General features: G+C 72.0%; 24 protein-coding genes and 1 pseudogene. 13 read left to right on the top strand and 12 right to left on the bottom strand.

Going from position 1 to position 24,886, the window contains the following annotated elements; translation table 11 throughout:
• Positions 1-158: 158 nt before the first annotated feature.
• Both OHA89_RS35000 and OHA89_RS34995 read left to right on the top strand, forming a co-directional pair.
• The gene (locus tag OHA89_RS35000; RefSeq protein ID WP_406368717.1) at positions 159-2,093 is read left to right on the top strand and encodes an ABC transporter permease subunit; all 1,935 of its coding nucleotides are present in this window, start codon (positions 159-161) and stop codon (positions 2,091-2,093) included.
• A gap of 37 nt (positions 2,094-2,130) precedes the next feature.
• Positions 2,131-3,108: an ABC transporter substrate-binding protein gene (locus OHA89_RS34995; protein ID WP_257559578.1), complete on the top strand. Its 978-nt coding sequence runs from the start codon at positions 2,131-2,133 to the stop codon at positions 3,106-3,108.
• A gap of 132 nt (positions 3,109-3,240) precedes the next feature.
• On the opposite strand, the gene OHA89_RS34990 is transcribed toward OHA89_RS34995, so the two are convergent.
• On the bottom strand, positions 3,241-4,455 hold the full coding sequence (locus OHA89_RS34990) for a S8 family peptidase (protein ID WP_215142840.1): 1,215 nt from the start codon (positions 4,453-4,455) through the stop codon (positions 3,241-3,243).
• 374 nt (positions 4,456-4,829) lie between these two features.
• Between OHA89_RS34990 and OHA89_RS34985 the strand changes: the two genes are divergently transcribed.
• Together OHA89_RS34985 and OHA89_RS34980 are read left to right on the top strand one after the other, a co-directional pair.
• Positions 4,830-5,153, top strand: coding sequence for a putative quinol monooxygenase (locus OHA89_RS34985; protein ID WP_266611896.1), 324 nt, complete (start codon positions 4,830-4,832; stop codon positions 5,151-5,153).
• A gap of 42 nt (positions 5,154-5,195) precedes the next feature.
• Positions 5,196-5,750 (top strand): YbaK/EbsC family protein, encoded by a 555-nt coding sequence (locus OHA89_RS34980; RefSeq protein ID WP_406367892.1) that lies wholly within the window; start codon positions 5,196-5,198, stop codon positions 5,748-5,750.
• A gap of 15 nt (positions 5,751-5,765) precedes the next feature.
• Here OHA89_RS34980 and OHA89_RS34975 read toward each other — a convergent pair whose 3' ends face one another.
• Positions 5,766-6,506, bottom strand: a complete 741-nt coding sequence (locus tag OHA89_RS34975) for an intradiol ring-cleavage dioxygenase (RefSeq protein ID WP_266611894.1) — start codon at positions 6,504-6,506, stop codon at positions 5,766-5,768.
• 196 nt (positions 6,507-6,702) lie between these two features.
• On the opposite strand from OHA89_RS34975, the gene OHA89_RS34970 reads away from it, so the two are divergent.
• Positions 6,703-6,969 (top strand): hypothetical protein, encoded by a 267-nt coding sequence (locus tag OHA89_RS34970; protein ID WP_215142832.1) that lies wholly within the window; start codon positions 6,703-6,705, stop codon positions 6,967-6,969.
• A 220-nt stretch (positions 6,970-7,189) separates the two neighbouring features.
• Here OHA89_RS34970 and OHA89_RS34965 read toward each other — a convergent pair whose 3' ends face one another.
• Positions 7,190-8,062 carry an enoyl-CoA hydratase/isomerase family protein gene (locus OHA89_RS34965; RefSeq protein WP_266611893.1) on the bottom strand — a complete coding sequence of 291 codons (873 nt, stop codon included), beginning with the start codon at positions 8,060-8,062 and terminating at the stop codon, positions 7,190-7,192.
• 194 nt (positions 8,063-8,256) lie between these two features.
• Between OHA89_RS34965 and OHA89_RS34960 the strand changes: the two genes are divergently transcribed.
• Entirely contained in the window at positions 8,257-8,622 is a 366-nt protein-coding gene (locus OHA89_RS34960) for a MerR family transcriptional regulator (protein WP_266611892.1), read from the top strand.
• Between the two features lie 19 nt (positions 8,623-8,641).
• On the opposite strand, the gene OHA89_RS34955 is transcribed toward OHA89_RS34960, so the two are convergent.
• The 9 genes from OHA89_RS34955 to OHA89_RS34915 form a co-directional block, all read right to left on the bottom strand.
• The gene (locus OHA89_RS34955) at positions 8,642-9,157 is read right to left on the bottom strand and encodes an SRPBCC family protein (protein WP_257558599.1); all 516 of its coding nucleotides are present in this window, start codon (positions 9,155-9,157) and stop codon (positions 8,642-8,644) included.
• Positions 9,158-9,262: 105 nt separating this feature from the next.
• Positions 9,263-9,712, bottom strand: coding sequence for a hypothetical protein (locus OHA89_RS34950; protein ID WP_406367891.1), 450 nt, complete (start codon positions 9,710-9,712; stop codon positions 9,263-9,265).
• A gap of 103 nt (positions 9,713-9,815) precedes the next feature.
• Positions 9,816-11,153 (bottom strand): aldehyde dehydrogenase family protein, encoded by a 1,338-nt coding sequence (locus tag OHA89_RS34945; RefSeq protein ID WP_266612587.1) that lies wholly within the window; start codon positions 11,151-11,153, stop codon positions 9,816-9,818.
• 55 nt (positions 11,154-11,208) lie between these two features.
• A complete protein-coding gene (locus tag OHA89_RS34940) occupies positions 11,209-12,525 on the bottom strand; it encodes a flavin monoamine oxidase family protein (protein WP_406367890.1) in 1,317 nt (438 codons plus the stop codon).
• A 61-nt stretch (positions 12,526-12,586) separates the two neighbouring features.
• Positions 12,587-13,720, bottom strand: a complete 1,134-nt coding sequence (locus OHA89_RS34935) for an ABC transporter ATP-binding protein (RefSeq protein ID WP_406368714.1) — start codon at positions 13,718-13,720, stop codon at positions 12,587-12,589.
• A 5-nt stretch (positions 13,721-13,725) separates the two neighbouring features.
• Positions 13,726-14,661 carry an ABC transporter permease gene (locus tag OHA89_RS34930; protein ID WP_406367889.1) on the bottom strand — a complete coding sequence of 312 codons (936 nt, stop codon included), beginning with the start codon at positions 14,659-14,661 and terminating at the stop codon, positions 13,726-13,728.
• Entirely contained in the window at positions 14,658-15,563 is a 906-nt protein-coding gene (locus tag OHA89_RS34925) for an ABC transporter permease (protein WP_266611885.1), read from the bottom strand. The genes OHA89_RS34930 and OHA89_RS34925 overlap by 4 nt, the downstream gene beginning before the upstream one ends.
• 1 nt (position 15,564) lies before the next feature.
• A complete protein-coding gene (locus OHA89_RS34920; RefSeq protein ID WP_266611883.1) occupies positions 15,565-16,695 on the bottom strand; it encodes an extracellular solute-binding protein in 1,131 nt (376 codons plus the stop codon).
• A gap of 68 nt (positions 16,696-16,763) precedes the next feature.
• Positions 16,764-17,963, bottom strand: coding sequence for an aromatic ring-hydroxylating dioxygenase subunit alpha (locus OHA89_RS34915; RefSeq protein ID WP_406367888.1), 1,200 nt, complete (start codon positions 17,961-17,963; stop codon positions 16,764-16,766).
• A gap of 407 nt (positions 17,964-18,370) precedes the next feature.
• On the opposite strand from OHA89_RS34915, the gene OHA89_RS34910 reads away from it, so the two are divergent.
• The 7 genes and pseudogenes from OHA89_RS34910 (at position 18,371) to OHA89_RS34880 (ending at position 24,880) form a co-directional block, all read left to right on the top strand.
• Positions 18,371-18,811 carry a hypothetical protein gene (locus OHA89_RS34910; RefSeq protein ID WP_266611880.1) on the top strand — a complete coding sequence of 147 codons (441 nt, stop codon included), beginning with the start codon at positions 18,371-18,373 and terminating at the stop codon, positions 18,809-18,811.
• Positions 18,808-19,356, top strand: a pseudogene (locus OHA89_RS34905) (Fe-S-binding domain-containing protein); the annotation flags it as partial. The gene OHA89_RS34910 and the pseudogene OHA89_RS34905, both read left to right, overlap by 4 nt.
• Positions 19,357-19,763: 407 nt before the next feature.
• Complete coding sequence (locus OHA89_RS34900) at positions 19,764-20,117, top strand: NADH-ubiquinone oxidoreductase-F iron-sulfur binding region domain-containing protein (RefSeq protein ID WP_406368712.1); 354 nt, start codon at positions 19,764-19,766, stop codon at positions 20,115-20,117.
• Positions 20,114-20,305 (top strand): ferredoxin, encoded by a 192-nt coding sequence (locus OHA89_RS34895; protein ID WP_266611875.1) that lies wholly within the window; start codon positions 20,114-20,116, stop codon positions 20,303-20,305. Before OHA89_RS34900 ends, OHA89_RS34895 begins: the two co-directional genes overlap by 4 nt.
• 1 nt (position 20,306) lies before the next feature.
• Positions 20,307-22,382, top strand: a complete 2,076-nt coding sequence (locus tag OHA89_RS34890) for an acetate--CoA ligase family protein (protein ID WP_406367887.1) — start codon at positions 20,307-20,309, stop codon at positions 22,380-22,382.
• Between the two features lie 102 nt (positions 22,383-22,484).
• On the top strand, positions 22,485-23,657 hold the full coding sequence (locus OHA89_RS34885) for an acyl-CoA dehydrogenase family protein (protein ID WP_257558587.1): 1,173 nt from the start codon (positions 22,485-22,487) through the stop codon (positions 23,655-23,657).
• 50 nt (positions 23,658-23,707) lie between these two features.
• A complete protein-coding gene (locus tag OHA89_RS34880) occupies positions 23,708-24,880 on the top strand; it encodes an acyl-CoA dehydrogenase family protein (RefSeq protein ID WP_406367886.1) in 1,173 nt (390 codons plus the stop codon).
• The last annotated feature ends 6 nt before the right edge of the window (positions 24,881-24,886 follow it).

Genomic DNA, 24,886 nt, shown 5'->3' with positions numbered 1-24,886 from the left:
CCCGTCCCCGGCACTTGGAGGTGGCGCGGGTGACCACGACCACCACACCCGTACGGGACCCCGGACAGCGGGGCCGGTCCGAACAGCCGGAGCGGTCGCCCTCGGGCGGGCGGCCCGATCGCCCGCGATCCGCCGCCGTCAGGACTCCGGTCCGACGCCTGAAGGCCCTGCTCCTCGACCACCGCGCCGGCCGCAGGGTCCTGCCCCTCGCCGTCGCCGCGGTGGTGCTGCTCCCGCTCGCGATGGCCTTCCCGGGTTCCGGGAGCTGGCCCGGCGCCCTCACCGTCGACCTCTCCGGGCCGCTCGGCCGGGCCGGTGACTGGATCATCGACAACCGGGACGGCCACCCGCTGTTCCTCTACTTCTTCGGGCACGTCAGCAACGCCGTGGTGGTGTCCGTCCGCGCGGTGTACGTCGTCCTGCTCACCGCGGGCTGGACCGGCGTCACCGCCCTGGCCGGCCTCATCGCCCTGCGCCTGGCGGGCCTGCGGCTCGCCGTCACGTGCGTGGCCGCCTTCGCCGTGTGCGGGCTGCTCGGCATGTGGGTGCCGACGATGCAGACCCTCGCCCTGATGGTCGTGGCCGTCGCCGCTTCCGTCGTGGTCGGCGCCCTTCTCGGCCTCGCCGCCGGGCTGTCGCCGCGGGCCGGCCGGGCGCTGCGCCCGGTGCTCGACACCATGCAGGTGCTGCCCGCCTTCGCGTATCTGCTGCCGATGGTGCTGGTCTTCGGGATCGGCGTACCCGCCGCCGTCCTGGCCACCGTGGTGTACGCGGCGCCGCCGATGGCCCGGCTCACGGCACTGGGCCTGCGCGAGGCCGACGCCGGGGTGCTGGAGGCCGCGGCCTCGCTCGGCGCGACCGGGCGGCAGCGCCTGCTGACCGCGCGGCTCCCGCTGGCCCGCCGGCAGATCCTGCTCGGCGTCAACCAGGCCATCATGATGGCGCTGTCGATGGCCGTCATCGCCTCCGTGATCGGTGCGGGCGGCCTCGGCGACCGGGTCTACCAGGCCCTCGCCTCGGTTGACGTCGGTGCGGCGCTCGCCGCCGGCATCCCCATCGTGCTGCTCGCGGTGGTCCTGGACCGCACTGCCGACGCGGCGGGCAGCCGGCTGGGCATCGGCCCGCCGCACTCGTCCCGGCAGCATCTGCTGCGGCGGGTGTTCGCGGGCTGGTACGGGCGGCTGCTCACCGTCCTCACGGCCGTCGCCGCCGCCGTCGCGGGCCGTATGGCGGGCACGTCCCTGTGGCCCGAGTCCTGGACCGTGCCGATCGCCGAGCCGGTCAACCGGGCGGTCGGCTGGATGACCGATCACCTGTACTCCGGAGTGCCCGTGGTCGGCGGCACCGCCGACTGGGCGGCCCGCTTCACCGGCTGGATCCTCGACCCCCTGCGCTCCGGGCTGCAGGCCACCCCCTGGTGGCTGCTCCTGCTGGTGGTCGGCGCGCTCGGCCTCCTCGCCGGTACCTGGCGCACCGCGATGACCGCCGTCCTCGCCCTGGCCGCCATCGGTGTGCTCGGCGTGTGGGAACCCTCCCTCGACACGCTCTCGCAGGTGCTGGCCGCCGTCGCCGTCACCCTCGTCCTCGGCTTCGCGATCGGCGTGGGAGCCGCCCGCAGCGCCCGCGCCCAGCGTCTGCTGCGTCCGGTGCTCGACGTGTGCCAGACGATGCCGCAGTTCGTCTACCTCATCCCGGTGGTCGCGCTGTTCGGCGTCGGCCGTGCGCCGGCCGCGGCCGCCGCCGTCGTGTACGCGCTGCCCGCCGTCGTACGCATCACCGCCGAGGGGCTGCGCGAGGTGAACCCGGCGGCCCTGGAGTCGGCCCGTTCCCTCGGCGCCACCGGGTCCCAGCAGCTGCGCCAGGTCCAGCTGCCGCTGGCCCGCCCCGCGTTGCTGCTGGCCCTGAACCAGGCAGTGGTGCTGGTGCTCGCCGTCGTCATCATCGGCGGCCTGGTCGGAGGTGGCGCGCTCGGTTACGACGTCGTGCTCGGCCTCGCCCAGGGCGACCTGGCCACCGGTCTGGTGGCCGGCGCCGCGATCGTCTGCCTCGGTCTGATGCTCGACCGGGTCACCCAGCCCGCGAAGGAGGCCTGACATGCCTGACATCACCGAGATCACCGAGATCACCGACATGAACGGGCACCGTCCGCGGCGCGGCCGTCGCCGCCTCGGCGCGTTCGCCGCCGTGACCGCTCTCGCCGTACTCACCGGCTGCGGCGCGGCCGACATGACCCGCCAGGCCTCCCCGTACGCCGCCGCGCAGGGCGCGAAGACCGTCACCCTCTCCGTGCAGTCCTGGGTCGGCGCCCAGGCGAACACCGCCGTCGCCGCCTACCTGCTCGAACACGAGCTGGGCTACCGGGTCGACACCGTCCAGGTGGACGAGGTCCCCGCGTGGGACGCGCTCAGCCAGGGCCGGGTCGACGCGATCCTGGAGGACTGGGGCCACCCGGAGCAGGAGAAGCGGTACGTCCAGGACAAGAAGACCATCACCGCGGGCGGCGACCTGGGCGTGACCGGCCACATCGGCTGGTTCGTCCCGACGTACTTCGCCGAGGCCCATCCGGACGTCACCGACTGGAAGAACCTCGACAAGTACGCCGACCAGCTGGGCACCGCCGAGAGCCGCGGGAAGGGCCAGCTGATGGACGGCTCCCCGTCGTACGTCACGAACGACAAGGCGCTGGTGAAGAACCTGGGCCTGGACTTCGAGGTCGTCTTCGCCGGCTCCGAGGCCGCGCAGATCACGCAGATCAGGCAGTTCGCGAAGGAGCGCAAGCCGTTCCTCACGTACTGGTACAAGCCGCAGTGGCTGTTCGAGCGGGTCCCGATGACGGAGGTGAAGCTGCCCGAGTACCAGGAGGGCTGCGACGCCGATCCGGAGAAGGTGGCCTGCGCCTATCCCCACACGCCGCTGCAGAAGTACCTGAACACGCGGTTCGCGGACGCGGGCGGGAAGGCCGCCGAGTTCCTGAAGAAGTTCCGCTGGAACGTCGAGGAGCAGAACGAGGTGGCCCTGATGATCGCCGAGGAAAAGCTGCCGCCCGAGCAGGCGGCGAAGAAGTGGGTGGAGCGCAACGAGCAGGTGTGGAAGCCGTGGGTGCGCTGATCCACCGGCTCCCCCGCCGCCTCCCCCGGGCCGGCACGTACCGCTCGTCGCCGCCCGCGAGTTGAGAAACGCCGAGGCCGCCGCACTCCCCCAAGGTGCGACGGCCTCGGCGCGTTCACGCGCGGATTGCGGCTACTTCTCGGAGACCTTCAGCAGCTTGTTCGGGGTTCCGCTGCTCGGGTTGCTGATCTTCCCCGGGGTCGCCCCCGTGGTCAGGGCCTGAGCGACCTGCGAGGGCGAGGCGTCCTTGTGCCCGGCCAGGTAGAGGGCCGCGGCACCGACCACGTGCGGGGTGGCCATCGAGGTGCCGGAGATGGTCTTCGTACCGCTGTCGCTGTCGTTCCAGGCGGAGGTGATGTCCGAGCCCGGTGCGTAGAGGTCCACGACCGAACCGAAGTTGGAGAACGACGACTGGGAGTCGTCGGCCGTGCTGGAGGCCACCGTGATGGCCTCCGGGACCCGCGAGGGAGAGCCCTGGCCGGCGTCGGAGGACTCGTTGCCCGCCGCGACGCCGAAGGTGACACCGGCGGCTATCGACCGGCGCACGGCCTCGTCCAGCGCCTCGTCGGCGCCGCCGCCGAGGCTCATGTTGGCCACCGAGGGCCCGCTGTGATTCTTCGTCACCCAGTCGATGCCCGCCACGACCTGCTCGGTGGTGCCCGACCCGTTGTCGTCGAGCACCCGGACCGCGACGACCTTGGCCTTCTTGGCCACCCCGTGGGAGGTGCCCGCGATGGTCCCGGCGACGTGCGTGCCGTGTCCGTTGCCGTCGTCGGCGGTCTGGTCGTTGTCCACGGCGTCGAAGCCGTGCGTGGCCCGGCCGCCGAAGTCCTTGTGGCTGATGCGTACGCCGGTGTCGATGACGTACGCCGTGACGCCCTCACCGCCCGCGTCGGGGTACGTGTACTTCTTGTCCCCGGCGGTCGCCGTCTGGTCGATGCGGTCGAGGCCCCAGGACGGGGGGTTGTCCTGGGTGCTGCTGATGGAGAACTTCTTGTTCTGGACGACCTTGCCCACGGCCGGGTCGGCGGCGAGGCGCTTGGCTCCGGTCTCCGAAAGCCCGGATGCGGAGAAGCCGTTGACCGCGGACGTGTAGGTGCGCTTCAGCTCGCCGCCGTACTTCTTGACGAGTGCCTGCTGGTCCGCGTTCTTGTCGAGTATGACGATGTAGCTGCCGCTGAGCGCACCGGGTGCGCCGAGCCCGTAGACCGTTCCCTCTGCCGGGGTGTTCGCGCCGGCGAGGGGGGACAGCAGCATGCAGACACCGGTTGCAGTGGCGACTCCCGTGGCCACTGCAAGGACCCGGAAGCCGCGTGAACGGGTGCGTGCGTGCTTGTGAGTTGACATGGAGAGAGTGCTCCTTGTGTTGACGTGTGGGGCGTCAAGGCGTGTTGCGTGAGCCCGCCGGAGCCGGAAAATCTCCGGGGGTACAGCTCGAAACCCTGACCGATTAACGGAGTTGATTCAAGGCCGCCCCGCCCGTCAGCGTTATCCAACAAGCTTTCTTAAAGAGACCTCCTCGCCAGCACCTCGGAATGACCACACTCTTCGAACCACCCACACATTCGCGTCACTTGCCGATGCATTCGCGAACACACGCCTGTAACAAAACGTGTCCGCCGTACCAGTGCCCCGGTCGGCAAGGTCGAGCCGCCGACCTGACGACCAGCCACGGACATGCCGGCAGATCCCCCATGCCCACCCATGCCTACAATGGTCGAATGATCTTCATTGTGGTGAAATTCCCCGTCAAGCCCGAATACGTCGGCCAATGGCCCGAGAAGGTAGCGGAGTTCACCCGCGCCACTCGTGCCGAGCCCGGCAACCTGTGGTTCGAGTGGTCCCGCAGCCTGGAGGAGCCGGACACCTACGTCCTGACCGAGGCGTTCCAGGACGACGCGGCGGAGGCACACGTGACCTCCGATCACTTCCGCACCGCCCTGGAGACCATGCGCCCCCTGATCACCCGTACGCCCGACATCGTCAGCACCACCATCGCGGGTGCGACCGGCTGGAGCCGGATGGGCGAGCTGCAGGTCGACTGACAACCGCTGCCCCTCCCTTGGGGGCGGTGTTAGCGTGCGGGCATGCGTGCTCCCATCGGCCCGTTCGACAACGCCGTCCCCGCCCCCGACTGTCTCGCCGAGCTCACCGCGCCCGTGGCGCGAGCGGTCGGCGCCTGGCGGGGAGACGTACCCGCCGGGCAGATCCTCTACGTGGACACCGACCCGGCCATCGCCGACACCGCCGCGTTCGTCGCGCACTACGGGCAGGAGCTGCTGGACCAGTCGGCGAACTGCGTGGTGGTGGCCGCCAAGCGCGGTGGCCAGACCACCCTCGCGGCCTGCTTGGTGCCCTCCGCCGGCCGGGTCGACGTCAACGGGGCCGTCCGGCGTCACCTGGGGGCGCGCAAGGTGTCCTTCGCCCCGATGGAGACGGCCGTGGAGCTGACGGGCATGGAGTACGGCGGCATCACGCCGCTGGGGCTGCCGGACGACTGGCCGCTGCTGGTGGACGCGGCCGCACGCGACATGCCGTACGTCCTGATCGGCAGCGGGCGCCGCCGCGGGAAGCTCATCGCGCCCGGCAAGCTGCTCTCGGAGCTCCCCGGCGCCGAACTGATCGAAGGCCTCGCGGTCTGACGCGCGGGGCCGGGCTCAGGAGATGCCCACGGTGTACGCGGCCCGGTAGCCGTCGCCGTCGGGTGCGGGAGCCAGCGTCATCGCGGCGCCGGATTCCCGGTAGCGGCTGTCGCGGGTGTTGGGGTGCTCCGGCGCGGAGCGGCGGGCGTAGGGCTGGAGCGCGTACACCCTCAGCAGGAGTTCCTCGGGGAAGAAGAACTGCGAGGTCGTCTCGGTGCGGCGGTCGGGGCGCACCTTGAAGTGGATGTGCGGCGCGAGCCCCGCGTACCAGCCGGGCACGATCGTGCGAAACGCGCACCGCCCGGCCGCGTCCGTGACCTGCGTGCCGCGCAGGAAGGTGTCCCCGCCGGTGGAGTAGACGCCCGAGACGTCGGCGTGCCACACGTCGACGGCGGCGCCCGCGACCGGGCGGCAGCCGTCCGACACCCGTACCACGGTCAGGTCCAGCCGGAACGGCACACCGTCCCGGCCCTCCGTGACGTCCGACCGGACCCGGTCCAGGTCGAGGTAGTACGGGCCCGCGCCCGACTCCACCGAGAGCACGCAGCCCGGGGTGCTCCTGCCCGACGGCGAAGGTGACTGCGCCTTGGGCGGTGGCTGCGTTGCGGCCGGGGGCGCGGGCGCCGAGGCCTGTCCGGCTGCCCCCCGGGGGCCCGCCGGGCCCGAACAGGCCGCCGTCAGCGCGGCGACCCCGGCCGATCCGGCGGCCAGCAGTACCGCGCGTCGGCTGGTCCGGGAAATGCCGTTCTCGGTCATGCGAACCCCTCGCGCGCTCCTGGGGCCGTCGCGCCGGACGGCCACCGACCGCGCCCACCGTGCCGGACCGCGGGGGCTGCGACCAGCACCGACACGCCCGGCTTCACTCCCGCTCCGCGTCCGGCCCGGTGATCCTCGCCTCGCGGTCTGCCGCGCGGACGCAGGTTACCGGCGTCCGGCAGACGACACTGGACCCATGAGCGAGCACCGCTTCACCTTCGACCACACCAGCGCCGGCATCTCCCCGGCCGCCGTCCGCACAGCCCACTACCCGCACAACCTCCGATACGAGAAGCCGACGGGGGCGGCCCGGACCAGCCCCGAGGGGCACACCCTGCGCGCTCTGTCCGATCTCACGGTGGTGACCTGTGCCTGCGGCCTCACGACACCGGCGCTGCCGAACGACGACGCGCGGCTCGTCTACGAGGAGCACCGCAACCTGATCCGTGACGAGATGGCCTGAGGACCCGCTCAGCAGCCACGGCCCAGGAGACGGGTGAGGAGGGACCGGGACTCCCGGCTCCCCCCGACGCCCTGCGGCGCGGGTGCCGCGGCCGTGGCCGTGGGGCCCGTTCGGCGGCCTCGGGCGACAGCGGGCAACGGCGGGCCGGGCCGGCCTTGGGGTGGTCCGGTTCGACGGCGCACACCTCACTCACCTCACTCACCGCGCAGCTGCCGAAGCCCTACCAGGCAACGCGGTCCAGCGAAGCCTCCAGGTCGAGTTCGCCTTCGCGGGTCTGCGCACCGGCCTCCACGGCGGCGCGCATTCGCTCGACCACCGCGTCCGGAGCCGGGTACACCCCGGCCAGCGCCTTGCTCTCCTCGGCGAGCCCCTCCAGCAGCTGACCGCCGCCGGTCGATGCGGCCCCGACCGCCGCCTTGGCCGCGGCGATCTGTTCCGGGCGCAGCGCCGCGATGCGCCCCGCGAGTGCGTCGACGAAGCCGTCGAGTTCCTCGGCCGGGAGGGTGCGGTTGATCCAGCCGTAGCGCTCGGCCAGCTCCGCGTCGAACAGGTTCCCGCCGAGGATCACTTCCAGAGCCCTGGCGCGCCCCACCAGCGGGGTCAGCAGCTGGGTGCCGCCGCCACCGGGGATGATGCCCATCCGGGTCTCGGGCTGGGCGAGCCATGTCCGCCCCGTGGCGGCGAAGCGCATGTCGAGTGCCATCGCCAGCTCGTTACCGCCTCCCCGAAGGCGCCCGGCGAGCTTGGCGATCGTCACCTGCGGCAGCGTGCGGAAGCGCAGCATCAGCTTCTGCATGGGGTTGAGGAGCGACTCGTCGCCGCCGGTGCCGGCGTTCGGGTTGGCCAGCTCCGCGAAGGTCTCCGGCTTGAGCATGAAGCTCAAGTCGACGTGGGCGGCGAAGAAGTCCGGGTCGGCGCTCTGCACGACGATCACGCGCACCCGATCGTCCCCGCGGACCGCCCCGGCGAAGTCGTGCAGTTCGTTGATGAGCGCCGTGTCGAGCATGTTGACCGGCGGGTTGTCGAGCGTGACACGAGCCACGCCCGCGTCGATCGCCACGCGCAGACTGGTGTATTCGTCGTACGACGACATCTCGTCCTTCTCTCGGTGGATACTCCGGCCCGCAGGCCCTCCACCGATCACGCTAAAAGCTGACGCTGACGTCAGAGGCAAGGAGGTGTGACGCACGCCACGCCGACCACGGCACCGTCTCAGCCATGGAGGCCGCCCCTTACGCTGACGTCAGGGGCAGGAACTGCCGGACCCTGCAAGGCAAGGGAGGCGCGATGCGCATCGGGGAACTCGCCACCAGGACAGGCGTGAGCGTGCGGGCACTGCGGTACTACGAAGAGCAGCACCTGCTCGCCTCCGAACGCAGCCCCAGCGGTCAGCGGCGCTATCCGGACAGCGCGGTCGACCGCGTCCTGCTGATCCAGCAGCTGTACGCGGCAGGGCTGGCGAGCAGGTCGATCGTGGAACTGCTGCCGTGCGTCGTGACCGGTGAGGTGACGCCCGAGCTGCTCGACCGGCTGACGGCCGAGCGCGACCGCATCGACACCCGGATCGGCAATCTGGCCGGCACCCGGGACAGGCTCGACACCATCATCACCGCGGCTGCCACCACCCTGCAGACCGGCCGCCCCTGCCCCTGATGAGCACGCCGGAAGGGAATCATGCGCTGTCGGACGCCGGCTCCAGGGCCTTCTTGAGGTTGCGCAGCGTGGTGCTGATGTTCCTGCGCTGGAAATCGGCGAAGGTGTGTCCCCGCGTCGCGACCCGGTCGAAGGCGTGGGCCGCGAAGTCCGGCCACGAGCGGCGGTCGTCGGTCCACGTCTCGGTCACCCGGGTGCCCTCCGGAACGGACTCGAACCGGTACTCCCACGTGGCGATCGGGCCGGGTATCCGCGGACGCCGGATCCCGATGGCGTGCACCCGGAACCTGAACAGCCGGTCCTTCTCGACCGCCGTCACCGTGCACCGAGTGGTCCATCGGAAGGCCCCGCGCTTGTTCCGCCCGTCGAAGACCGTCCCGACGCGGGTCTCTCCGGCGGCGCCGCCGTGGACGGTGGCGCCGAGGTTCTCCGGGCTCCAGTCACCCATCCGCGCGGGATCGGAAACGTGCCGGTAGACGTCGGCGGGACGGACATGGACGACGATGCTGTCGGACACCGTGAACGTACGAGGCATGGCTCTCCCCTCTCGGCGTCCGACGCTACCGTCCCGGCGCACCCCGTGGCTACCTCCCGGTAACTTCGGGTCGTCGCCAGAGGGACGGCCCCTGCCACGGCCGGGTCAGGCAGTCGGGCTCGTGTCCGCTTCTCGGTGCATGCCCTTGCACAGTGCCCAGACGACGAAGAGGTTGACGGCGACCAGCACCAGGGCCCACCAGGGGTAGTACGGAATCCACAGGAAGTTGGCGATCGCGCCCAGCCCGGCAACGGCGACACCGAAGAAGCGCGCCCACAGGGCTCCGCTGCCGAGGACGGCGCAGCCGGCGAGGATGAGGACGATGCCCAGGATCAGGTGTACCCAGCCCCAGCCGGTCAGGCTGAACTCGAACACGTAGTGGCGCGTCGTGACGAACAAGTCGTCCTTCGCGAGGGCCGCGATCCCTTCGAAGAGCGCCATCGCTCCGCCGAAGATCATCAGGGAACCTGCCAGGACGGTGGTGCCGGATGTGGGCGCATGCCAGGGGCTCGGGGGTGCGGTGCTTGCGCGGGGGCTGCTGGCGTCACTGGCCATGTCGATCTCCATGGTTTGCAGAGCCGGCCTGACATGCCGGGACCGGCGGGGTCCCCCGTCTCAGCGTGTCACGGCGATCACCCATCGGCATTCCGGCCTGGGCTCACAGCATGACGTGTTTGGCCTGGGTGTAGTCCAGGAGGCCGGACAGGGAGAGGTCACTGCCGTAGCCGGAGTGCTTGACTCCGCCATGCGGCATCTCGGAGACGGTGGTGCCGTGGGTGTTCACCCAGACGATGCCGGTGTGGAGGGCGCGGGTGGCACGCATCGCGCGGTCGTGGTCGGTGGTCCACACGCTCGCGGCCAGGCCGAAGCGCACGCCGTTGGCGAGGCACAGGGCCTCGGCCTCGTCGGCGAAGGGCTGGACGGTCACCACCGGGCCGAAGATCTCCTCCTGCACGATCTCGTCGTCCTGGCGGACACCCGCGACCACCGTGGGCTCGTGGAAGAAGCCGGGGCGCGGGAGTCGGCTGCCGCCGGTGACGATCTCGGCGTGGGTCGGCAGGCGGTCCAGCAGGGCCTGCACCGAGGCGAGTTGGGCCGCGTTGTTGAGGGGCCCGAAGTCGACGCCGGTACGGAGCCGTGCCGCTTCGGCTGCGAAGGCCGCGAGGAAGGCGTCGTGGATCCGGTGGTGGACCAGGAGCCGGGTGGGCGCGGTGCAGTCCTGGCCGGCGTTGTAGTAGGCGACGGCGGCGAGGGCTGCGGCGGTGGCCTCCAGGTCCACGTCCTCGTGGACCTGGACGGGGGCGTTGCCGCCGAGTTCCACGTGGACCCGTTTGAGGCCGGCCGCGGCGGCCGCCGCGATCTCCCGGCCGGCGCGGACGCTGCCGGTGACGGCGATCAGGGCGACCGCCGGGTGGGCGGTGAGGGCCCGGCCCGTGTCTCGGTCGCCGCAGACGAGGTTCAGCACGCCCGGCGGCAGATGTTCCGCGGCGATCTGGGCCAGCAGCGCGGACGAGGAGGGGGTGGTGTCCGCGGGCTTGAGCACGGTGGTGTTTCCGGCGGCGATCGCCGGGGCGATCTTCCATGCGGCCATCATCAGCGGGTAGTTCCAAGGGGTGATCTGGGCGCAGACGCCCACCGGTTCGCGGCGCAGCAGGGAGGTGCGGCCCTCGGTGTACTCGGCCGCGGCGGCGCCCGGGAGGTTCCGCGCGGCTCCGGCGAAGTAGCGGACGGTGTCGACGATCGCGGGCAGTTCCTCGTTCCTGAACTGGTCGGCAGGCTTGCCGGTGTCCCCGGTCTCGGCGCCCACGAAGGCGTCCGTGTGCGCCTCGATGGCGTCGGCGATGCCGAGCAGGGCGCGCTGCCGGGCGGCCGGGGTGGTCGTGGACCAGTGCGCGTACGCCGCTGCCGCCGCAGCGCAGGCCGCGTCCGTGTCGGCTGCGCCGGAGCGCGGTGCGTGGCGGTGCACCCGGCCGGTGGCGGGGTCGGTCAGAGCCATCGTCGCGCCCGAGGCGGCGGGACGGTCCACTCCCCCGATGTGGTTGTACAGGGTGTCAGCCACGGCTCAGCGCCTCCTTGGCGGCCTCGCGTCCGGTGCGTACGGCGCCTTCCATGTAGCCGGCCACCCACTGGTCGGATCCGCAGACGTAGAAGGGGGGTTCGTGGGTGCCGTGCCGGGGGCCGACGGCCATGACGTCACCGGGGGTCCACTGGGTGACGTACCCCTGGGTCCACGGGTCGGTGCCCCACAGGCGTACGTACGTGGCGAGCGGATGGTGCGCCTCGTCGCCGTAGAGGCGCGCGATGTCGGCCAGCAGTTCGGCGGTGCGCAGGGGAGCGGGCATGCCGAGCAGGACGCCGTAGCGCTCGGGCGGGACGAGGGCGGAGAGGATGCCTTCGCTCTGCGGCCAGGTGCTGCCGAGGACACCTTCGCATTCGGAGAGGCCGCTGAGGCCTCGGTCGCGCCAGAAGGGTCTGTCGTACGCGGCGGTGAACTTGGCAGCGAGGGCGTGGCGTTGGCGGTGCAGTGCGGCGAGGCGTTCGTCGGAGACTCCGGTGACGGCGACCGAGCGGAGCGGGCCGACCGGGAGCGCGCTGACCACGGCGTCGGCGGTCAGGGTCTCGCCGCCCGCCAGGCGTACGGAGCAGCGGCCTGGTCGCCGTACCGTGACCGCCTCGACGGGTGAGCCCGTACGTATCCGCCCACCGAGGGCCTCGGCCATGCGCAGGGCCACGGTCGCCGATCCCTCGGCGCATCGCAGGCCTTCCCAGGCCTCGTATTCGTAGTGGCCCGTGCCGGGTACGGCGGCGTGCTTGCGGAGGGCGGCGAGCAGGGAGGTCCGTTCGCAGGAGCCGTCGGCGAGGGCCAGTTGGCCGATCTCCCAGAGACGTACGACGGCCTGGGTGGCTCCCTGCGAGCGCAGCCAGTCGCCGACGGAGAGCCGGTCGAGGGCGGTGGCCTCGGGGTGGGACCAGGGGTCGGCCGCATCTACGGTGGCGGCGAGCGCGGTGAAGGCGGCGGTGACCTTGGCGTGGCAGGCTTCGTCGCCGGGGCCGAACCAGTGGGGCGGGTCTCCGGCACCGACTCCTTCGGGGGTGGCGCGGACGAGGGCGCCGGGCTCGGCGACGTAGCTGGGGACCAGGGTGAGGCCCAGTTCCGCGGCGAGGGCGGTGTAGGCGGTGTGGGCCCGGCCCACCACCTCCCCGCCGAGCTGGACCAGCCGGCCGTCGGGAAGGGCGGTCTGTTCGACACGTCCGCCGACCCGGTCGCGGGCCTCGACGACGAGGACGTCGGCCCCGCCTGCGGCCAGGTCGCGCGCGGCGGCGAGACCGGCCAGTCCGGCGCCGAGCACGATGACGTCGTGGTTCATGGGGGTGCTTCCTTCGGTCGGTGCGGGGCGGGGGCAGGAGGCGGGGCGCGGGGGCGTGGCGTCAGTCGAGGACCAGGCAGTGCTCGGGCTTCCAGCCGATCTCGACCTGCTCGCCGCCGCTCCAGCGGTCCTCCATGCGGGAGCGGACGGTGTTCTGCTCCAGCACGGACACCGTGACTCCGGGGGCCAGTTCGATGAGGTAGGTGGTGGTCGGGCCGCAGTAGACGGTCTCCCGGACGACTCCGCTCACCTGGGCCATGCCCGGTTCGAAGTCGGAGAGCCAGATCTTCTCGGGGCGGATGGAGAGGCTGACCCGGCTGCCGTCGGGGACGCCGGACCGGGGGCCGACGGGCAGGGCGGGGCCCTGGTCGAGGACGACCCGGCCCGAGCGGTAGGTGCCGGGGACGAGGTTGGAGGTGCCCATGAAGGAGGCCACGAAGCTGCTCGTCGGGCGCTCGTAGACGTCCTCGGGCGTGCCGCACTGCTCGATGCGGCCCTCGTTCATGACCGCGAGGCGGTCGGACATGGTCAGGGCCTCGTCCTGGTCGTGGGTGACGAAGACGAAGGTGATGCCGACCTCGCGCTGGATCTGCTTGAGCTCGACCTGCATCCGGCGGCGGAGTTTGAGGTCGAGCGCGGCCAGCGGCTCGTCCAGCAGCAGGACTTGCGGCCGGTTGACCAGGGCGCGGGCGAGGGCGACGCGCTGTCGCTGGCCGCCGGAGAGCGTGGGCGGCTTGCGGCCGGCCAGTCCCCCGAGCTGGACGAGGTCGAGCATGTCGGCGACCCGTTCGCGGATCTCGGGGCGGGCCACGCCCTTGCGCTTGAGGCCGAAGGCCACGTTGTCGGCCAGTGAGAGGTGGTCGAAGAGGGCGTAGCTCTGGAAGACGGTGTTGACGTTGCGCTTGTTGGGCGGGAGGCCGGTCACGTCCTGGCCGTCGAGCAGGACGCTGCCTTCCGTGGGGTCGGCGAAGCCGCCGGTCATCCGCAGCAGGGTGGTCTTGCCGCAGCCGGACGGGCCGAGGAGGGAGAAGAACTCGCCCGGGGCGACGTCGAGGGTGACGTCGTGGACGGCGTAGGCGTCGGAGTTGGGGTACTGCTTGCTGACCCGGTCGAGCCGGACGGCGGGATTCGGGTGCGGCTGAGGGTCGGGGTGAGCGTGAGGGTGCCGCTGCGGGTGCGGGTGCGGGTCCTGCATGGGGGTCACTTCCCTGAGAGAAGATCGAGGCCGCCGCGGCGGCCGAACAGGCGCGGGATGGCGAGCGCGAGCACGATGAGGCCGATGGATCCGACGAGCATCAGGGTGCCGACGGCGTTGATGGTGGGCTGGACGCCGAACCTGATCGCCGAGTAGATGCGGACGGACAGCGGCTGCGGGTCGACGCCGGTGGTGAAGTAGGCGAGGACGAAGTCGTCGAAGACCAGGGCGAAGATCAGCACCCCGGACGCGAGGATGCTGGGGAGCAGCGCGGGCAGTGTGACCAGGAACAGGGCCTGCCGGCGGGTGGCGCCGAGGTCCATCGCGGCCTCCTCGACCTCCGGGTTGAGGGCCGCGATGCGGGAGCGCAGGATGACCGTCACGTAGGAGATGGAAAAGGTGATCTCGGCGAGCATCACGGTGGTGGTGGACAGGGTGATGCCGAGGCCCTTGAAGAGCATCATCGCCGCGACGCCGGTGACGATCTCCGGGGTGATCAGCGGGACGAGCATGATCAGGCCCGCGAAGGAGCCGAGGCGGCTCCGGTTGCGTACGAGGCCGAGGGCCAGGGCCACGCCGAGGACGAGCGAGCCGGCCATGGCGACCAGGGACACCCGCAGGCTCATCCCGAGCGAGTCGATGAGTACGTCGTCGCGGAGGAACTCGCTGTACCAGCGGAGGCTGACGTCCTCGAAGACGGTGAGGGACTTCTGCGAGTTGAAGGAGAACAGGACGACGACGCCGACGGGGAGGTAGAGCAGCGCGAAGAAGGCGGCGGTGACGGCGATGGCGAAACGGGGCCGGCGGTCGGCCCCGCGTCGGCGGCGGCGCGGCCGGCGGGCGGGCCTCGCCCGTGTCCCGTCGGCGGCCGGGAGCCCGCGGTGTTCGGCCGGGTCGGCCGGCGGCCGGAGGTCGGCCTGGGCTGCGGGGCGCAGGGTCATCGGACCGCCTCCGCCTCGTCCTTGCGGGTGCGCCGCAGATAGCCCAGCATCCCGAACAGCAGGACCGCCATCAGCAGCATGGTCAGGGCCGAGCCGAGCGGCCAGTTCTGGCCCTGGAAGAACTTGTCCTGGATCAGGTTGCCGATCATGATCTGGTCGGGGCCTCCCATGAGCTGGGCGCTGACGAAGTCGCCCATGGCGGGCAGGAATACGAGGACGCAGCCGGCGGCCGCGCCCTGCCGGGTGGCGGGGACGGTGACGAAGAGGAAGGTCCGCAAGGGGCCGCCGTAGAGGTCGCGTCCGGCCTCGATGAGCGAGGTGTCCATGCGTTGCATGGCCGCGTACAGCGGGATGATCATGAAGACGACGAAGCCGTAGACGAGTCCGGCGATGACGCCCGGCCCGGTCTGGAGGATCTTGGTGCCGTCGTCGGCGATGCCGATGGCGCGCAGGGCCTTCAGCAGCGGCCCGTCGTCGGAGAGGACGACGGACCAGCCGTACATGCGCACCAGGTAGTTGGCGAAGAACGGCACGACGATCGCGGCGATCAGCAGGTTCTTGAAGCGTCCGCCGTGCAGTGCGATGGCGTAGGCGACCGGGTAGGCCACGGCCAGGCAGATGAGGCAGGTGATCAGCGCGTAGCCGAGGGAGCGCAGCAGGACGGTGCGGTAGGCCGGGTCCGCCAGTGCGGCGAAGTTGTCGGTGTTGAGCCCGAAGCGCGGGTTTCCGAGCGGGTCGGTGGTGCCGAACGCGAGGGTGGCCACCAGGAGGAGGGAGGCGAGGAGGAACCCGGTCATCCAGAGGGTGCCGGGGAGCATGAGCCAGGTCCACAGCCTCGCTCCCGAGACGGCCGGTCCCCCGCCCGGCGGACGGGCCGTGCCGGATCGGTTGCGTCGTGCCATGTCAGCCGGCCTTCACGTCGGTCCAGGCGGCGTCGCGGTGCTGTTCGCCCTTGGCGGTGCCGTTGCGGAAGTAGCGGTCGTCCTTGAGGTCGTCCGTGGTCACCAGGCACTGGGGGAACGGCTCCACGAGCGCGCTGTAGGTGTCCTCGCTGCCGCGGACCGGCATCGGGTAGCCGATGTACTCGATGTTCTTCTTCACGTTCTCCGGGCGGAGCATGTAGTCGATGAAGAGCATCGCGGTGCCGGGGTGTTGCGCGTCGGCGGGAATGGCGTAGCAGTCGGAGTTGACGGGGGCGCCCTCCCGGGCGACCTCGAAGCCGAAGACGGAGGGGTCCTCGGCCTGGGCGAGCATGGCGGCCATGTCCCCGCTCCAAGCCTGGGTCATGTCGGCGTTGCCGTTGAGCAGGTTGTTGTAGCTGTCGCTCGAGAAGCCGCGCAGGCGGGGGCGGAGCGAGCGCAGGGTGTCGGTGACCCGTGCGAGGTCGTTCGGGTCGCCGGTGGTGACGTCGAGGCCGAGCTTGAGCGCGCCCATGCCGAGCACCTCGTCGCGGTCGTCGAGGACGAAGACCTTGCCCTTGGCCTTGTCGTTCCACAGGTCGTCCCAGGATCCGGTCAGGTCGCCGAGCCGGTCCCTGCGCCAGCCGATGCCGGTCTTGTACATGGTGAAGGGGACGGTGTGCCGGGAGCCGGGGTCGTACCAGGGGTCGGCGAAGTAGTCGTAACCGCCGAACACGGCTTCGGCGTTCTTCAGCCGGGCGTGGTCGATCGTGCGCAGCTTGCCTCCGGCTGCGAGCCGCTCCGACCACTTCGCCGTGGGGAAGATGATGTCGTAGCGGTTTCCGGCGTTGAGCTTGGCGGCCATGCCCTCCATGGAGTCGAAGTTGGACTGGACGACCTTGACGCCGTACTCCTTCTCGAAGCCTTCGAAGACGGCCGGATCGACGAAGTCGGCCCAGTTGAAATAGACCAGGTCTCCGTCGACCTTGACGTCGATCGGCGTCTCCTCGGCGGCCTTGCCGGCCGGGTCGTCTTCGGATGCGAATCCGCAGCCGGCCACCGAGAGGCCGAGGGCCGCGGCGGTGCCGGCGCGGAGGAAGGAGCGTCTGGACAGGGGGTGTGCCTCGGGGGACATCGGGGGTCCTCTCCGTAGGGGGCCGTGGGGGGGGACGGCGGGGAACGAACGGTGCGTCAGGGCGTTGTTCAGTGCTGGGCGGTGTCGGAGCCGGAGGCGGAGCCTGTGTCGGAGCCGGCGTCGAGGTCGGCCCGGATGCGGCCGGCGAACCAGCCGACCGCCGACTCGCGGCGGGACAGGGGCCCGGGTTCGAAGCCGGGGGTGGAGAGCCCCTTCTGCACGCGGGCGACGAGTTCGGCGTCCTCGTCGTTGGTGATCCAGCCGATGTGGATGTTCAGGCGGCGGGCGAGCCGGGTGCGCAGGCCCGTACCGCGCCGGGTGTAGAACGCGCCGGGTACGGCCACCCGGTCCACCGCCGTGGGGATCGCGGTCCAGGCCAGCACGTGGTCGGGGTAGAAGTCGATCAGGGTGTTCGGGTAGATCACCGCGTACCGCCAGACCCGCCGGTCGGCCTCGTTGAGGCCGGGCATGGGGGCGGCGATGCGCTGGTAGAGGCGTTCCGCCCAGTTCGAGGACGGCTTGTCGCGCAGGGGCGAGGCGAACAGCGCGTAGGACTCCTCGATCTCGCAGGTGTAGCCCTGGTAGTCGAGCAGCCGCATCAGCCCGGGATGGGCCACCGGGACGTGGTAGCCCTCCAGGTAGTTGTCGACGGCCACCTTCCAGTTGGCCTCCTGCACTTCGGCCCCGGCCAGGTCGTGGATCCGGCTGCGGCCGACCGGTACCAGGTCGGCCCCGGCGTAATGGCCGACCGCCTCGGCGAGCCCGGCGCACTGTTTCGCCAGCGGTACGGCGCCGGGGTCGAGGTTGACGAAGACGAAGCCGAGGAAGGATTCGACGCGGGCCGGGAACAGACCGAGCCCGGGCTTGTCGAGGCAGGGGATCTGCCGTGCCTCCGGGGCGCCGACCAGGCTTCCGTCGAGGCGGTACGTCCAGCCGTGGTACGGGCAGCGGATCGCCTTGCCGGCCGCTTCGGGGGCGGTGACCAGGCGCGTTCCGCGGTGGCGGCACACGTTGAGGTGGGCGGCCAGGCCACCGTCCTCGGTACGGACGACCAGTACCTCGCGGTCCGCGACCGTGGCGGCGAGCCGGGCTCCCGGGTTCGGCAGGTCGGACTCGTGACAGACGACCTGCCAGGACTTGGCGAAGACGTGCTTCGTCTCGGCGGCGGCCGTGTCGGGATCGGTGTAGTAGCGGGCTGACAGGGCGGGCCCGGGGGCGTCCTGGACCGGCTGCTCGATAGGGGGCTTTTCGGGGGCTCTGGAGTGCATCGGGTGACTCCTCCGTGCCGGCGGTGCGGCGATCGGTTTCGGCGATCGATGTCGAGACGACCCAGCACCGGGCAGCAGGCCGGGGCGGACGCCGAGACCTTGCTGACCGATTGGACAGTCAGATTGCTGGCTGATTTCCGCCGGGTCAAGACTTGTACGCTGACCGATCGGTCAGCTAGCGTAATTCTCGTCGCTGCACCGGCGTTTCTCCACTTCTGGACCTTTTGTCTGGCCGGACGCAGCCCGCCGCCCTGGCACCCGCCCGGGCCCGCACCCCCTCCATCCCTTGCCGCACGCCCCCCGGCGTCCCCCTGCGGCGAGCCCCTGGGCATCCCCGTCTCCCCCGCCCTCGGCTCCCGTCACCCGACCCGGTCGGTCACGGCACCCCATCCCTCCCGGAGGCACGCATGAGCGGTCGTCGGCGTCTGGACTGGCTCGGGCTCACTCCCGAACCCGAGCGGGAACTGCCCGCAGCGGTCGCCGCCCTGCGCGCCTCCTCGCACCGTCCCCACTCGGAGTCCGCACAGGCAGCACGGACGGCAGAGCTGACGGCCGAGCTGACGGCCGCCGAGCGGCGCCGCGTGGAGCGCCTGATCCTGCGGGGCAGCCGCCACAGCTGGCTCCGCTACCTGGCCGAGGTCACCGAGCTGGTGACCGCCGTGGCCGCCCGCCCTGAGCCGGGCGACCGCGCGGCCGCCCTCCTCGCCGGAGAGGTGGTCCTCGACCACCACCGCATGCTCATCGGCCTCCCGGGAACGGGATACGGCCGCACCGCCAGGGACCGCAGCGCACTCGAAGGCGCCGTACGGATCCTGCGCACCGACCCCCGGACAGGGAGCAGCCGATGACCACCATCCGATTCCCCACGGCACCGTCGCCGGGCTCCGTACTCGGAGCGGCACCCCACGTAACGGAGAGTGCCGATGCCTACCGCGCCAACGGCGGCTACGCCGACGCCACCGGCCCGGAGGAGGTGCTGCGCCACCTCGCCGCATCCGGTCTGCGCGGTCGCGGCGGGGCCGGCTTCCCGGCCGCCGTCAAGCTGCGCGCCGTCCGCGAGCGCGGCGGCGTCCCGGTGGTGGTGGCGAACGGCGAGGAGGGCGAGCCGGGCTCGGTCAAGGACCGCTGGCTGCTGCGGGCCCGGCCCCATCTGGTCCTCGACGGGCTCGTCCGGGCCGCCTCGGTCACCGGCGCCGTACGTGGCTACATCTACCTCTCGGACCCGGAAGCGGGTGCACGCGTCCGCCGGGCCCTCGCCGAACGGGAGCCGCACCTGCCCATCGAGGTCGTGGAGACCGCCCACACCTACGTCGCCGGTGAGGAGAGCGCGGTCGTCCGCCGGATCGACGGCGGACCGGCGCTGCCCACCGCCAAGCCGCCCCGCCCCTTCGAGCAGGGGGTCGGCGGCGCGCCGACCCTGGTCTCCAACGTCGAGACCCTTGCCCGGATCGCCCTCACCGCGACACGCCCCGACCTGCGCGACCGGATCGCCCGCGCCACCCTGGTGACGCTGTCCGGCGGGAGGGGAGCGCCCGTGCTCACCGAAGTCCCGTACGGCGTCCCCCTGCGCACCCTGGCGGCGGCTCACGGCACCCCGGACGCGGCCGGGGCCCTGATGGGCGGGCTGTTCGGCGGACTCGTCGACGCCCGGGCCCTGGACCTCCCCCTCGACCCCGACGTACTCGCCGCGGCGGGCACCGCGCTGGGCTGCGGAGCGATCCGCTTCCTCGCCGCCGGCGCCTGCCCGGTGAGCACCGCCGCGGACGCCGTCGGCCACCTCGCGGCCGAGAGCGCACGGCAGTGCGGCGTCTGCGTGTCGGGCACGGCGGCGATCCGCGACGCCGTGCACGCGCTCTGCGCGGGCACGGCCGCCCCGACACCCTTGCCCACCTGGACCGGTGGTCCCGAGGCCTGCCCGGGCGCGGCGCCTGCGGCCTGCTCGACGCCGCCGCGGGCACCGCGGGCAGCCTCCTGCGCGCCTTCCCCGATCTCGTCCGGTCGCACCTCGGCGGGCCGTGCCCCGGCTGCATCGCTGCCTTCGCCACCGCCCCGCCCGCGGGCGTCCACGGGCGCCGCCTCGCCGTGGCCGTACCGGAGGTCGCCGACGCGGCCTCGTCCCGCACCCCGTTGCCCGCCCTGAAAGGAACACCGTGAAACTCCTGCTGGACTCCACCCGCTGCCAGGGCTACGGGCTGTGTCAGGAACACGCACCCGACCTGGTCGAACTCGACGAATGGGGCTACGCGAGGGTCATCGCCGTCGCCGTCCCGTCCGGCACCGAGGAAGCGGCGCGCGCCTGCGCCGAGAGCTGCCCCAACTCCGCCCTCCGAGTGGAGAAGTGACATGGCACGCGATCTGACCACTCTCTTCGACCCCCGCTCCGTCGCCGTGGTCGGAGCCAGCGACGACCCGGCGAAGTACGGCCACGCGGTGGCCTCCCAGGCGTTGCGCGCCGACGGGCGGCGGCCGGTGCACCTGGTCAACCGGCGCGGCGGCACCGTCCTCGGCAGACCGGCCGCCCCGTCCCTCGCCGCGATCGGCGAACCCGTCGAACTGGTGGTGATCTCCGTCCCGGGCGACGGTTTCGAGGCCGCCGTCGAGGACGCCCTGGCCTGCGGGGCGAAGGCGATCGTCGGCATCACCGCGGGTTTCGCCGAGGCCGGCCCGGCGGGACTGGCCCGGCAACGCGCGGTCGTCGCACGCGTCCGGGAAGCCGGAGCCGTCCTCGTCGGACCCAACTGCCTGGGCATCGCCGACAACACGACCGAGCTCTACCTCGCCTCGGACCGCTTCGCTCCCGGCGGCGTCGCCCTGCTGAGCCAGAGCGGCAACCTCGCCCTCGAACTCCAGCTCCGCGGCGCTCCGCACGGCCTGGGCTTCTCCCGGTTCGTCTCCCTCGGCAACCAGGCCGACGTCACCCTCGTCGACCTCGTCGAGGACTGCGCCCGCCACGAGGCCACCACGGCGATCGCCGTGTACGCCGAGGACTTCGGCGACGGCAGGGCCTTCGCCCGGGCCGCCGCCGCGGCGGGCAAGCCCGTGGTCCTGCTCACCGCCGGGCGGGGCTCCGCGTCCGCCCGCAGCGCCCAGTCGCACACCGGGGCGCTCACCACCTCGGCCGACGTGGTGGCCGCCGCCTGCCGCGACGCGGGCGTGGAACTCGTCCGTACGCCACGGGAGATGACGGTGGTACTGGCGGCCGTGAGCGCCCGGCCGGGACCGCGTACGAAGGGAAGCCGGACCGCGGTCTTCACCGACGGCGGCGGCCACGGTGCGATCGCGGCCGACGCCGCCGAGGACGCAGGGCTCGACGTACCCGAACTCGCCGCGGCCACGCAGGAGCGGCTGCGGACCGTACTGTGGCAGCAGTCCGCGGTCGGCAATCCGGTCGACCTGGCGGGGATGGGCGAGCAGCAGCCCCTCTCGTACGCCGACACGGTCGCGGAGCTCCTCGCCGCCGACGAGGTCGACGCCGTCCTGATGACGGGCTACTTCGGCGGGTACGCCGCTTCCGAGGGCGGCCTGGGCGGCAGCCCGGCCGGCGGCTCCGTGCTCGCCGAGGGCGAGACGCGGGCCGCCGGGAAGATCGTCACGCACCTCGCGGTCGCGCCGAAGCCGATGGTCGTGCAGTCCATGTATCCGCAGTCGCCGAGCTGCCGGGTGCTGGCCGAAGCCGGGATACCGGTCTTCGCCGCCACCGAGGACGCCGCCCGCGCCCTGTCGGCGATGACCGTCCGGGCGGCGGGCGGCACACCGCAGCTCCCCGCGCTGCCCGCTCCGGCCGCGCCGCTGCGGGACGCCGGGTACCACGGGGTGCGCGCGCTGCTCGGCGCCGCCGGGGTGCCGTTCCCGCCGGCGCGCGAGATCACCGACGAGGCCGGACTGCTGGCCGCGGCAGGGGAGTTCGACGGCCCGTACGTGCTCAAGGCCCTGCACCTCCTGCACAAGTCCGACGCGGGCGGCGTCGCGCTGCGCCTGGCCGGCCGGGACGCGCTCCTCGCCGCGTACCGGGACATGCACGGCCGGCTCGGCGCCCCCGCCTACTCGGTCGAGGCGATGGCCGACCTCTCGGACGGCATCGAGCTGATCGTGGGCGTGAACCGAGACCCCCGGTTCGGACCGGTGGCGATGGTCGGGCTGGGCGGCGTCCTCACCGAGACCCTGCGCGACGTCGCCTTCGCGCTGGCGCCCCTACCGGCCCGGCGGGCCGAGGAGTTGCTGCGCGGGCTGCGGACCGCCGCGCTTCTGGCGGGCGTCCGCGGGCGGCCGGCCGTCGACGTGGCCGCCGCGGCCGCCGTCATCGAACGCATCACCGCGGTGGCCGCCGCACATCCGGAGATCGCCGAGCTGGAGGTCAATCCCCTGCTGGTGCGTCCGGACGGCGCCCTGGCCCTGGATGCACGGGCCGTCCTGGGCTGACCCCGTACCACCCGCCCGTACCACCCGCCCTTTCCCCCCTGCCCTTTCCCCCTGCTGTCCGTACGCCCTTCCGTCCGCACCCCTCGCGTCCCGGAGAACACCATGGACTTCCGCTACACACCCGAGCAGGCCGACCTCAAGGCCCGCGCCGCCGCCTACACGCGGCTGCTGATGAGGTACGAGGACCAGTCCGAGGAGGCGGGCGGCCCGCTGCCCGCCGAGACGGTCCGCGAACTGACCCGCGCCGCCATCGACGCGGGCGTCTACGCGATCAACATGCCCGCCGAGTGGGGCGGAGCCGGCCTGTCCCTGCTGGACCAGGTCATCGTCGAGGAGGAGTTCGGCAAGGTCACCAACTGCCTCTGGGACATCCCCTGGCGGCCCGCGAACGTCCTGGCCCACGGCACCGCGGCACAGCGGGAGAAGTACCTCCTGCCCGTCATCCGGGGCGAGCGGTTCGACGCGTTCGCCGTCACCGAACCCGGTGCGGGCTCCGACCCCGGCTCGTGCACGAGTACCGCGACCCGCACCGAGGGCGGCTGGCTCCTGAGTGGCGAGAAGTGGTTCGTGACCTGCGGGGACATCGCCGACTTCCTGCTGGTGCAGGCCGATGCGGGCCCCGAGCGGGCCGCGACGCTGTTCTTCGTGGACAAGCAGGCACCGGGTGTCGAGATGACGCGCGTCCCCCGGTTCATGCACTCCGCGGTGAACGGGCACCCCGAATTCACCTTCGCCGACGTTTTCGTCGCCGACGAGGACGTGCTCGGCGGTGTCGGCAACGGCTACGAGCTGACCAAGGAGTGGTTCACCGACGAGCGGCTGATGATCGCCGCCCGGACCGTCGGCGCCGCCGAACGGGCTCTGGAACTCGCCCGCGACTGGGCGGTGGAGCGCCGCCAGTTCGGCTCCCCCATCGCCGACTTCCAGCTGATCCAGGGCATGCTCGCCGACTGCGCCGTCGACATCGCCGTCAACCGCGCCTACACCCACCAGGTCGCCTGGGAAGCCGACCAGCCGCACACCGACCCCAAGACCCTGCACGCCAAGGCGTCGACGGCGAAGCTCGCGGCGAGCGAGGCCGCCGGACGGGTCATCGACCGGTGCGTACAGATCTTCGGCGGCCGGGGCTACGACCGCTCGTACCCCGTCGAGCGCATGTACCGCGAACTGCGCGTCGACCGCATCTGGGAGGGCACCTCCGAGATCCAGCGCCTGATCATCGCCAACGAGCTGATCAAGCGCGGCACCCGGGCCCTCGCGCTCCCCGGCTCCTGACCACCCCTTCCGCTCCCCCTGCCCCTTCCACCACGATTCCAAGGACAGACATGGACTTCCGTCTCACCGCCCGTCAGGAAGAGCTCAGGGACTCGGCGCGCGCGCTCACCGAGTTCATCATGAAGTACGAGCTCGACTGCGAGGAGAACAACGGCCTGCCCCCGCAGGCCCACACCGAGATCCGCGACGCCGTCCTCGACAGCGGCCTTCAGGCGGTCAACATGCCGGCAGAGTGGGGCGGCGCCGGCCTCACCATCCTGGAGCAGGTCACGGTCCAGGCGGAGCTCGGACGGCTCACCGGCGCCCTGTGGGACATGGTGTGGCGTCCGGCCAACGCGTTGTCCTTCTGCACGCCGGAGCAGCGCGAGCGGTACCTCGTCCCGGTGATCCGGGGGCGGCGCCGCGACTGCTACGCGGTGAGCGAGCCGGAGGCCGGCTCCGACCCGCAGAGCCTGCGGACCACGGCGACCCGGACCGCCGACGGCTGGGTGCTGAACGGCGAGAAGTGGTTCGTCACCGTCGGCGACCACGCCGACTTCATGATCGTGCTCGCCGCCGCCGGGGACGAGGGGGCACCGACGCTGTTCCTCGTCGACAAGGACACGCCGGGCATCGAGATGACCCGGGTGCCCCGCTGGATGCACACGTTCGTCTACGAGCACCCCGAGTTCACCTTCACCGAGGTGCACGTCCCCGCGGATGCCGTGCTCGGGGAGGTGGGCAACGGTTACGACATCACCCGCTCCTGGTTCACCGAGGAACGGCTGATGATCGCCGCGCGGACGACCGGCGCCGCCGAGCGGGCCCTGGAGCTGGCCCGCGACTGGGCGGTGGAGCGCCGCCAGTTCGGCTCCCCCATCGCCGACTTCCAGCTGATCCAGGGCATGCTCGCCGACTGCGCCGTCGACATCGCCGTCAACCGCGCCTACACCCACCAGGTCGCCTGGGAGGTCGACGAGGGCCGGGTCGACCGCAAGACGCTGCATGCCAAGGCGGCCATCGCCAAGCTGTCGGCGAGCGAGGCGTCCGGCCGGGTCATCGACCGGTGCCTGCAGATCTTCGGGGGCCGCGGCTACGACCGCTCGTACCCCGTCGAGCGTCTCTACCGCGAACTGCGCGTCGACCGCATCTGGGAGGGCACCTCCGAGATCCAGCGCCTGATCGTCGCGGGCGAACTCGTCAAGCGCGGCACGGGCGTGCTGCAGATGCCGTCGTCCGTGTGACCGTCC

The organism is Streptomyces sp. NBC_01546 (assembly GCF_045208355.1).
Lineage (GTDB): Bacteria > Actinomycetota > Actinomycetes > Streptomycetales > Streptomycetaceae > Streptomyces.
This window is presented reverse-complemented; position numbering and strand designations above follow the sequence as displayed.

Coding starts and splice junctions, on each gene's coding strand:
- OHA89_RS34980 (WP_406367892.1), top strand. CDS start 5,196: ATGCGTGCTCCCATCGGCCCGTTCGACAACGCCGTCCCCGCCCCCGAC.
- OHA89_RS34985 (WP_266611896.1), top strand. CDS start 4,830: ATGATCTTCATTGTGGTGAAATTCCCCGTCAAGCCCGAATACGTCGGC.
- OHA89_RS34965 (WP_266611893.1), bottom strand. CDS start 8,062: ATGTCGTCGTACGACGAATACACCAGTCTGCGCGTGGCGATCGACGCG.
- OHA89_RS34945 (WP_266612587.1), bottom strand. CDS start 11,153: ATGGCTCTGACCGACCCCGCCACCGGCCGGGTGCACCGCCACGCACCG.
- OHA89_RS34930 (WP_406367889.1), bottom strand. CDS start 14,661: ATGACCCTGCGCCCCGCAGCCCAGGCCGACCTCCGGCCGCCGGCCGAC.
- OHA89_RS34935 (WP_406368714.1), bottom strand. CDS start 13,720: ATGCAGGACCCGCACCCGCACCCGCAGCGGCACCCTCACGCTCACCCC.
- OHA89_RS34910 (WP_266611880.1), top strand. CDS start 18,371: ATGAGCGGTCGTCGGCGTCTGGACTGGCTCGGGCTCACTCCCGAACCC.
- OHA89_RS34940 (WP_406367890.1), bottom strand. CDS start 12,525: ATGAACCACGACGTCATCGTGCTCGGCGCCGGACTGGCCGGTCTCGCC.
- OHA89_RS34990 (WP_215142840.1), bottom strand. CDS start 4,455: ATGTCAACTCACAAGCACGCACGCACCCGTTCACGCGGCTTCCGGGTC.
- OHA89_RS34955 (WP_257558599.1), bottom strand. CDS start 9,157: ATGCCTCGTACGTTCACGGTGTCCGACAGCATCGTCGTCCATGTCCGT.
- OHA89_RS34885 (WP_257558587.1), top strand. CDS start 22,485: ATGGACTTCCGCTACACACCCGAGCAGGCCGACCTCAAGGCCCGCGCC.
- OHA89_RS34880 (WP_406367886.1), top strand. CDS start 23,708: ATGGACTTCCGTCTCACCGCCCGTCAGGAAGAGCTCAGGGACTCGGCG.
- OHA89_RS34890 (WP_406367887.1), top strand. CDS start 20,307: ATGGCACGCGATCTGACCACTCTCTTCGACCCCCGCTCCGTCGCCGTG.
- OHA89_RS34975 (WP_266611894.1), bottom strand. CDS start 6,506: ATGACCGAGAACGGCATTTCCCGGACCAGCCGACGCGCGGTACTGCTG.
- OHA89_RS34960 (WP_266611892.1), top strand. CDS start 8,257: ATGCGCATCGGGGAACTCGCCACCAGGACAGGCGTGAGCGTGCGGGCA.
- OHA89_RS34950 (WP_406367891.1), bottom strand. CDS start 9,712: ATGGCCAGTGACGCCAGCAGCCCCCGCGCAAGCACCGCACCCCCGAGC.
- OHA89_RS34920 (WP_266611883.1), bottom strand. CDS start 16,695: ATGTCCCCCGAGGCACACCCCCTGTCCAGACGCTCCTTCCTCCGCGCC.
- OHA89_RS34915 (WP_406367888.1), bottom strand. CDS start 17,963: ATGCACTCCAGAGCCCCCGAAAAGCCCCCTATCGAGCAGCCGGTCCAG.
- OHA89_RS34970 (WP_215142832.1), top strand. CDS start 6,703: ATGAGCGAGCACCGCTTCACCTTCGACCACACCAGCGCCGGCATCTCC.
- OHA89_RS34995 (WP_257559578.1), top strand. CDS start 2,131: ATGAACGGGCACCGTCCGCGGCGCGGCCGTCGCCGCCTCGGCGCGTTC.
- OHA89_RS34925 (WP_266611885.1), bottom strand. CDS start 15,563: ATGGCACGACGCAACCGATCCGGCACGGCCCGTCCGCCGGGCGGGGGA.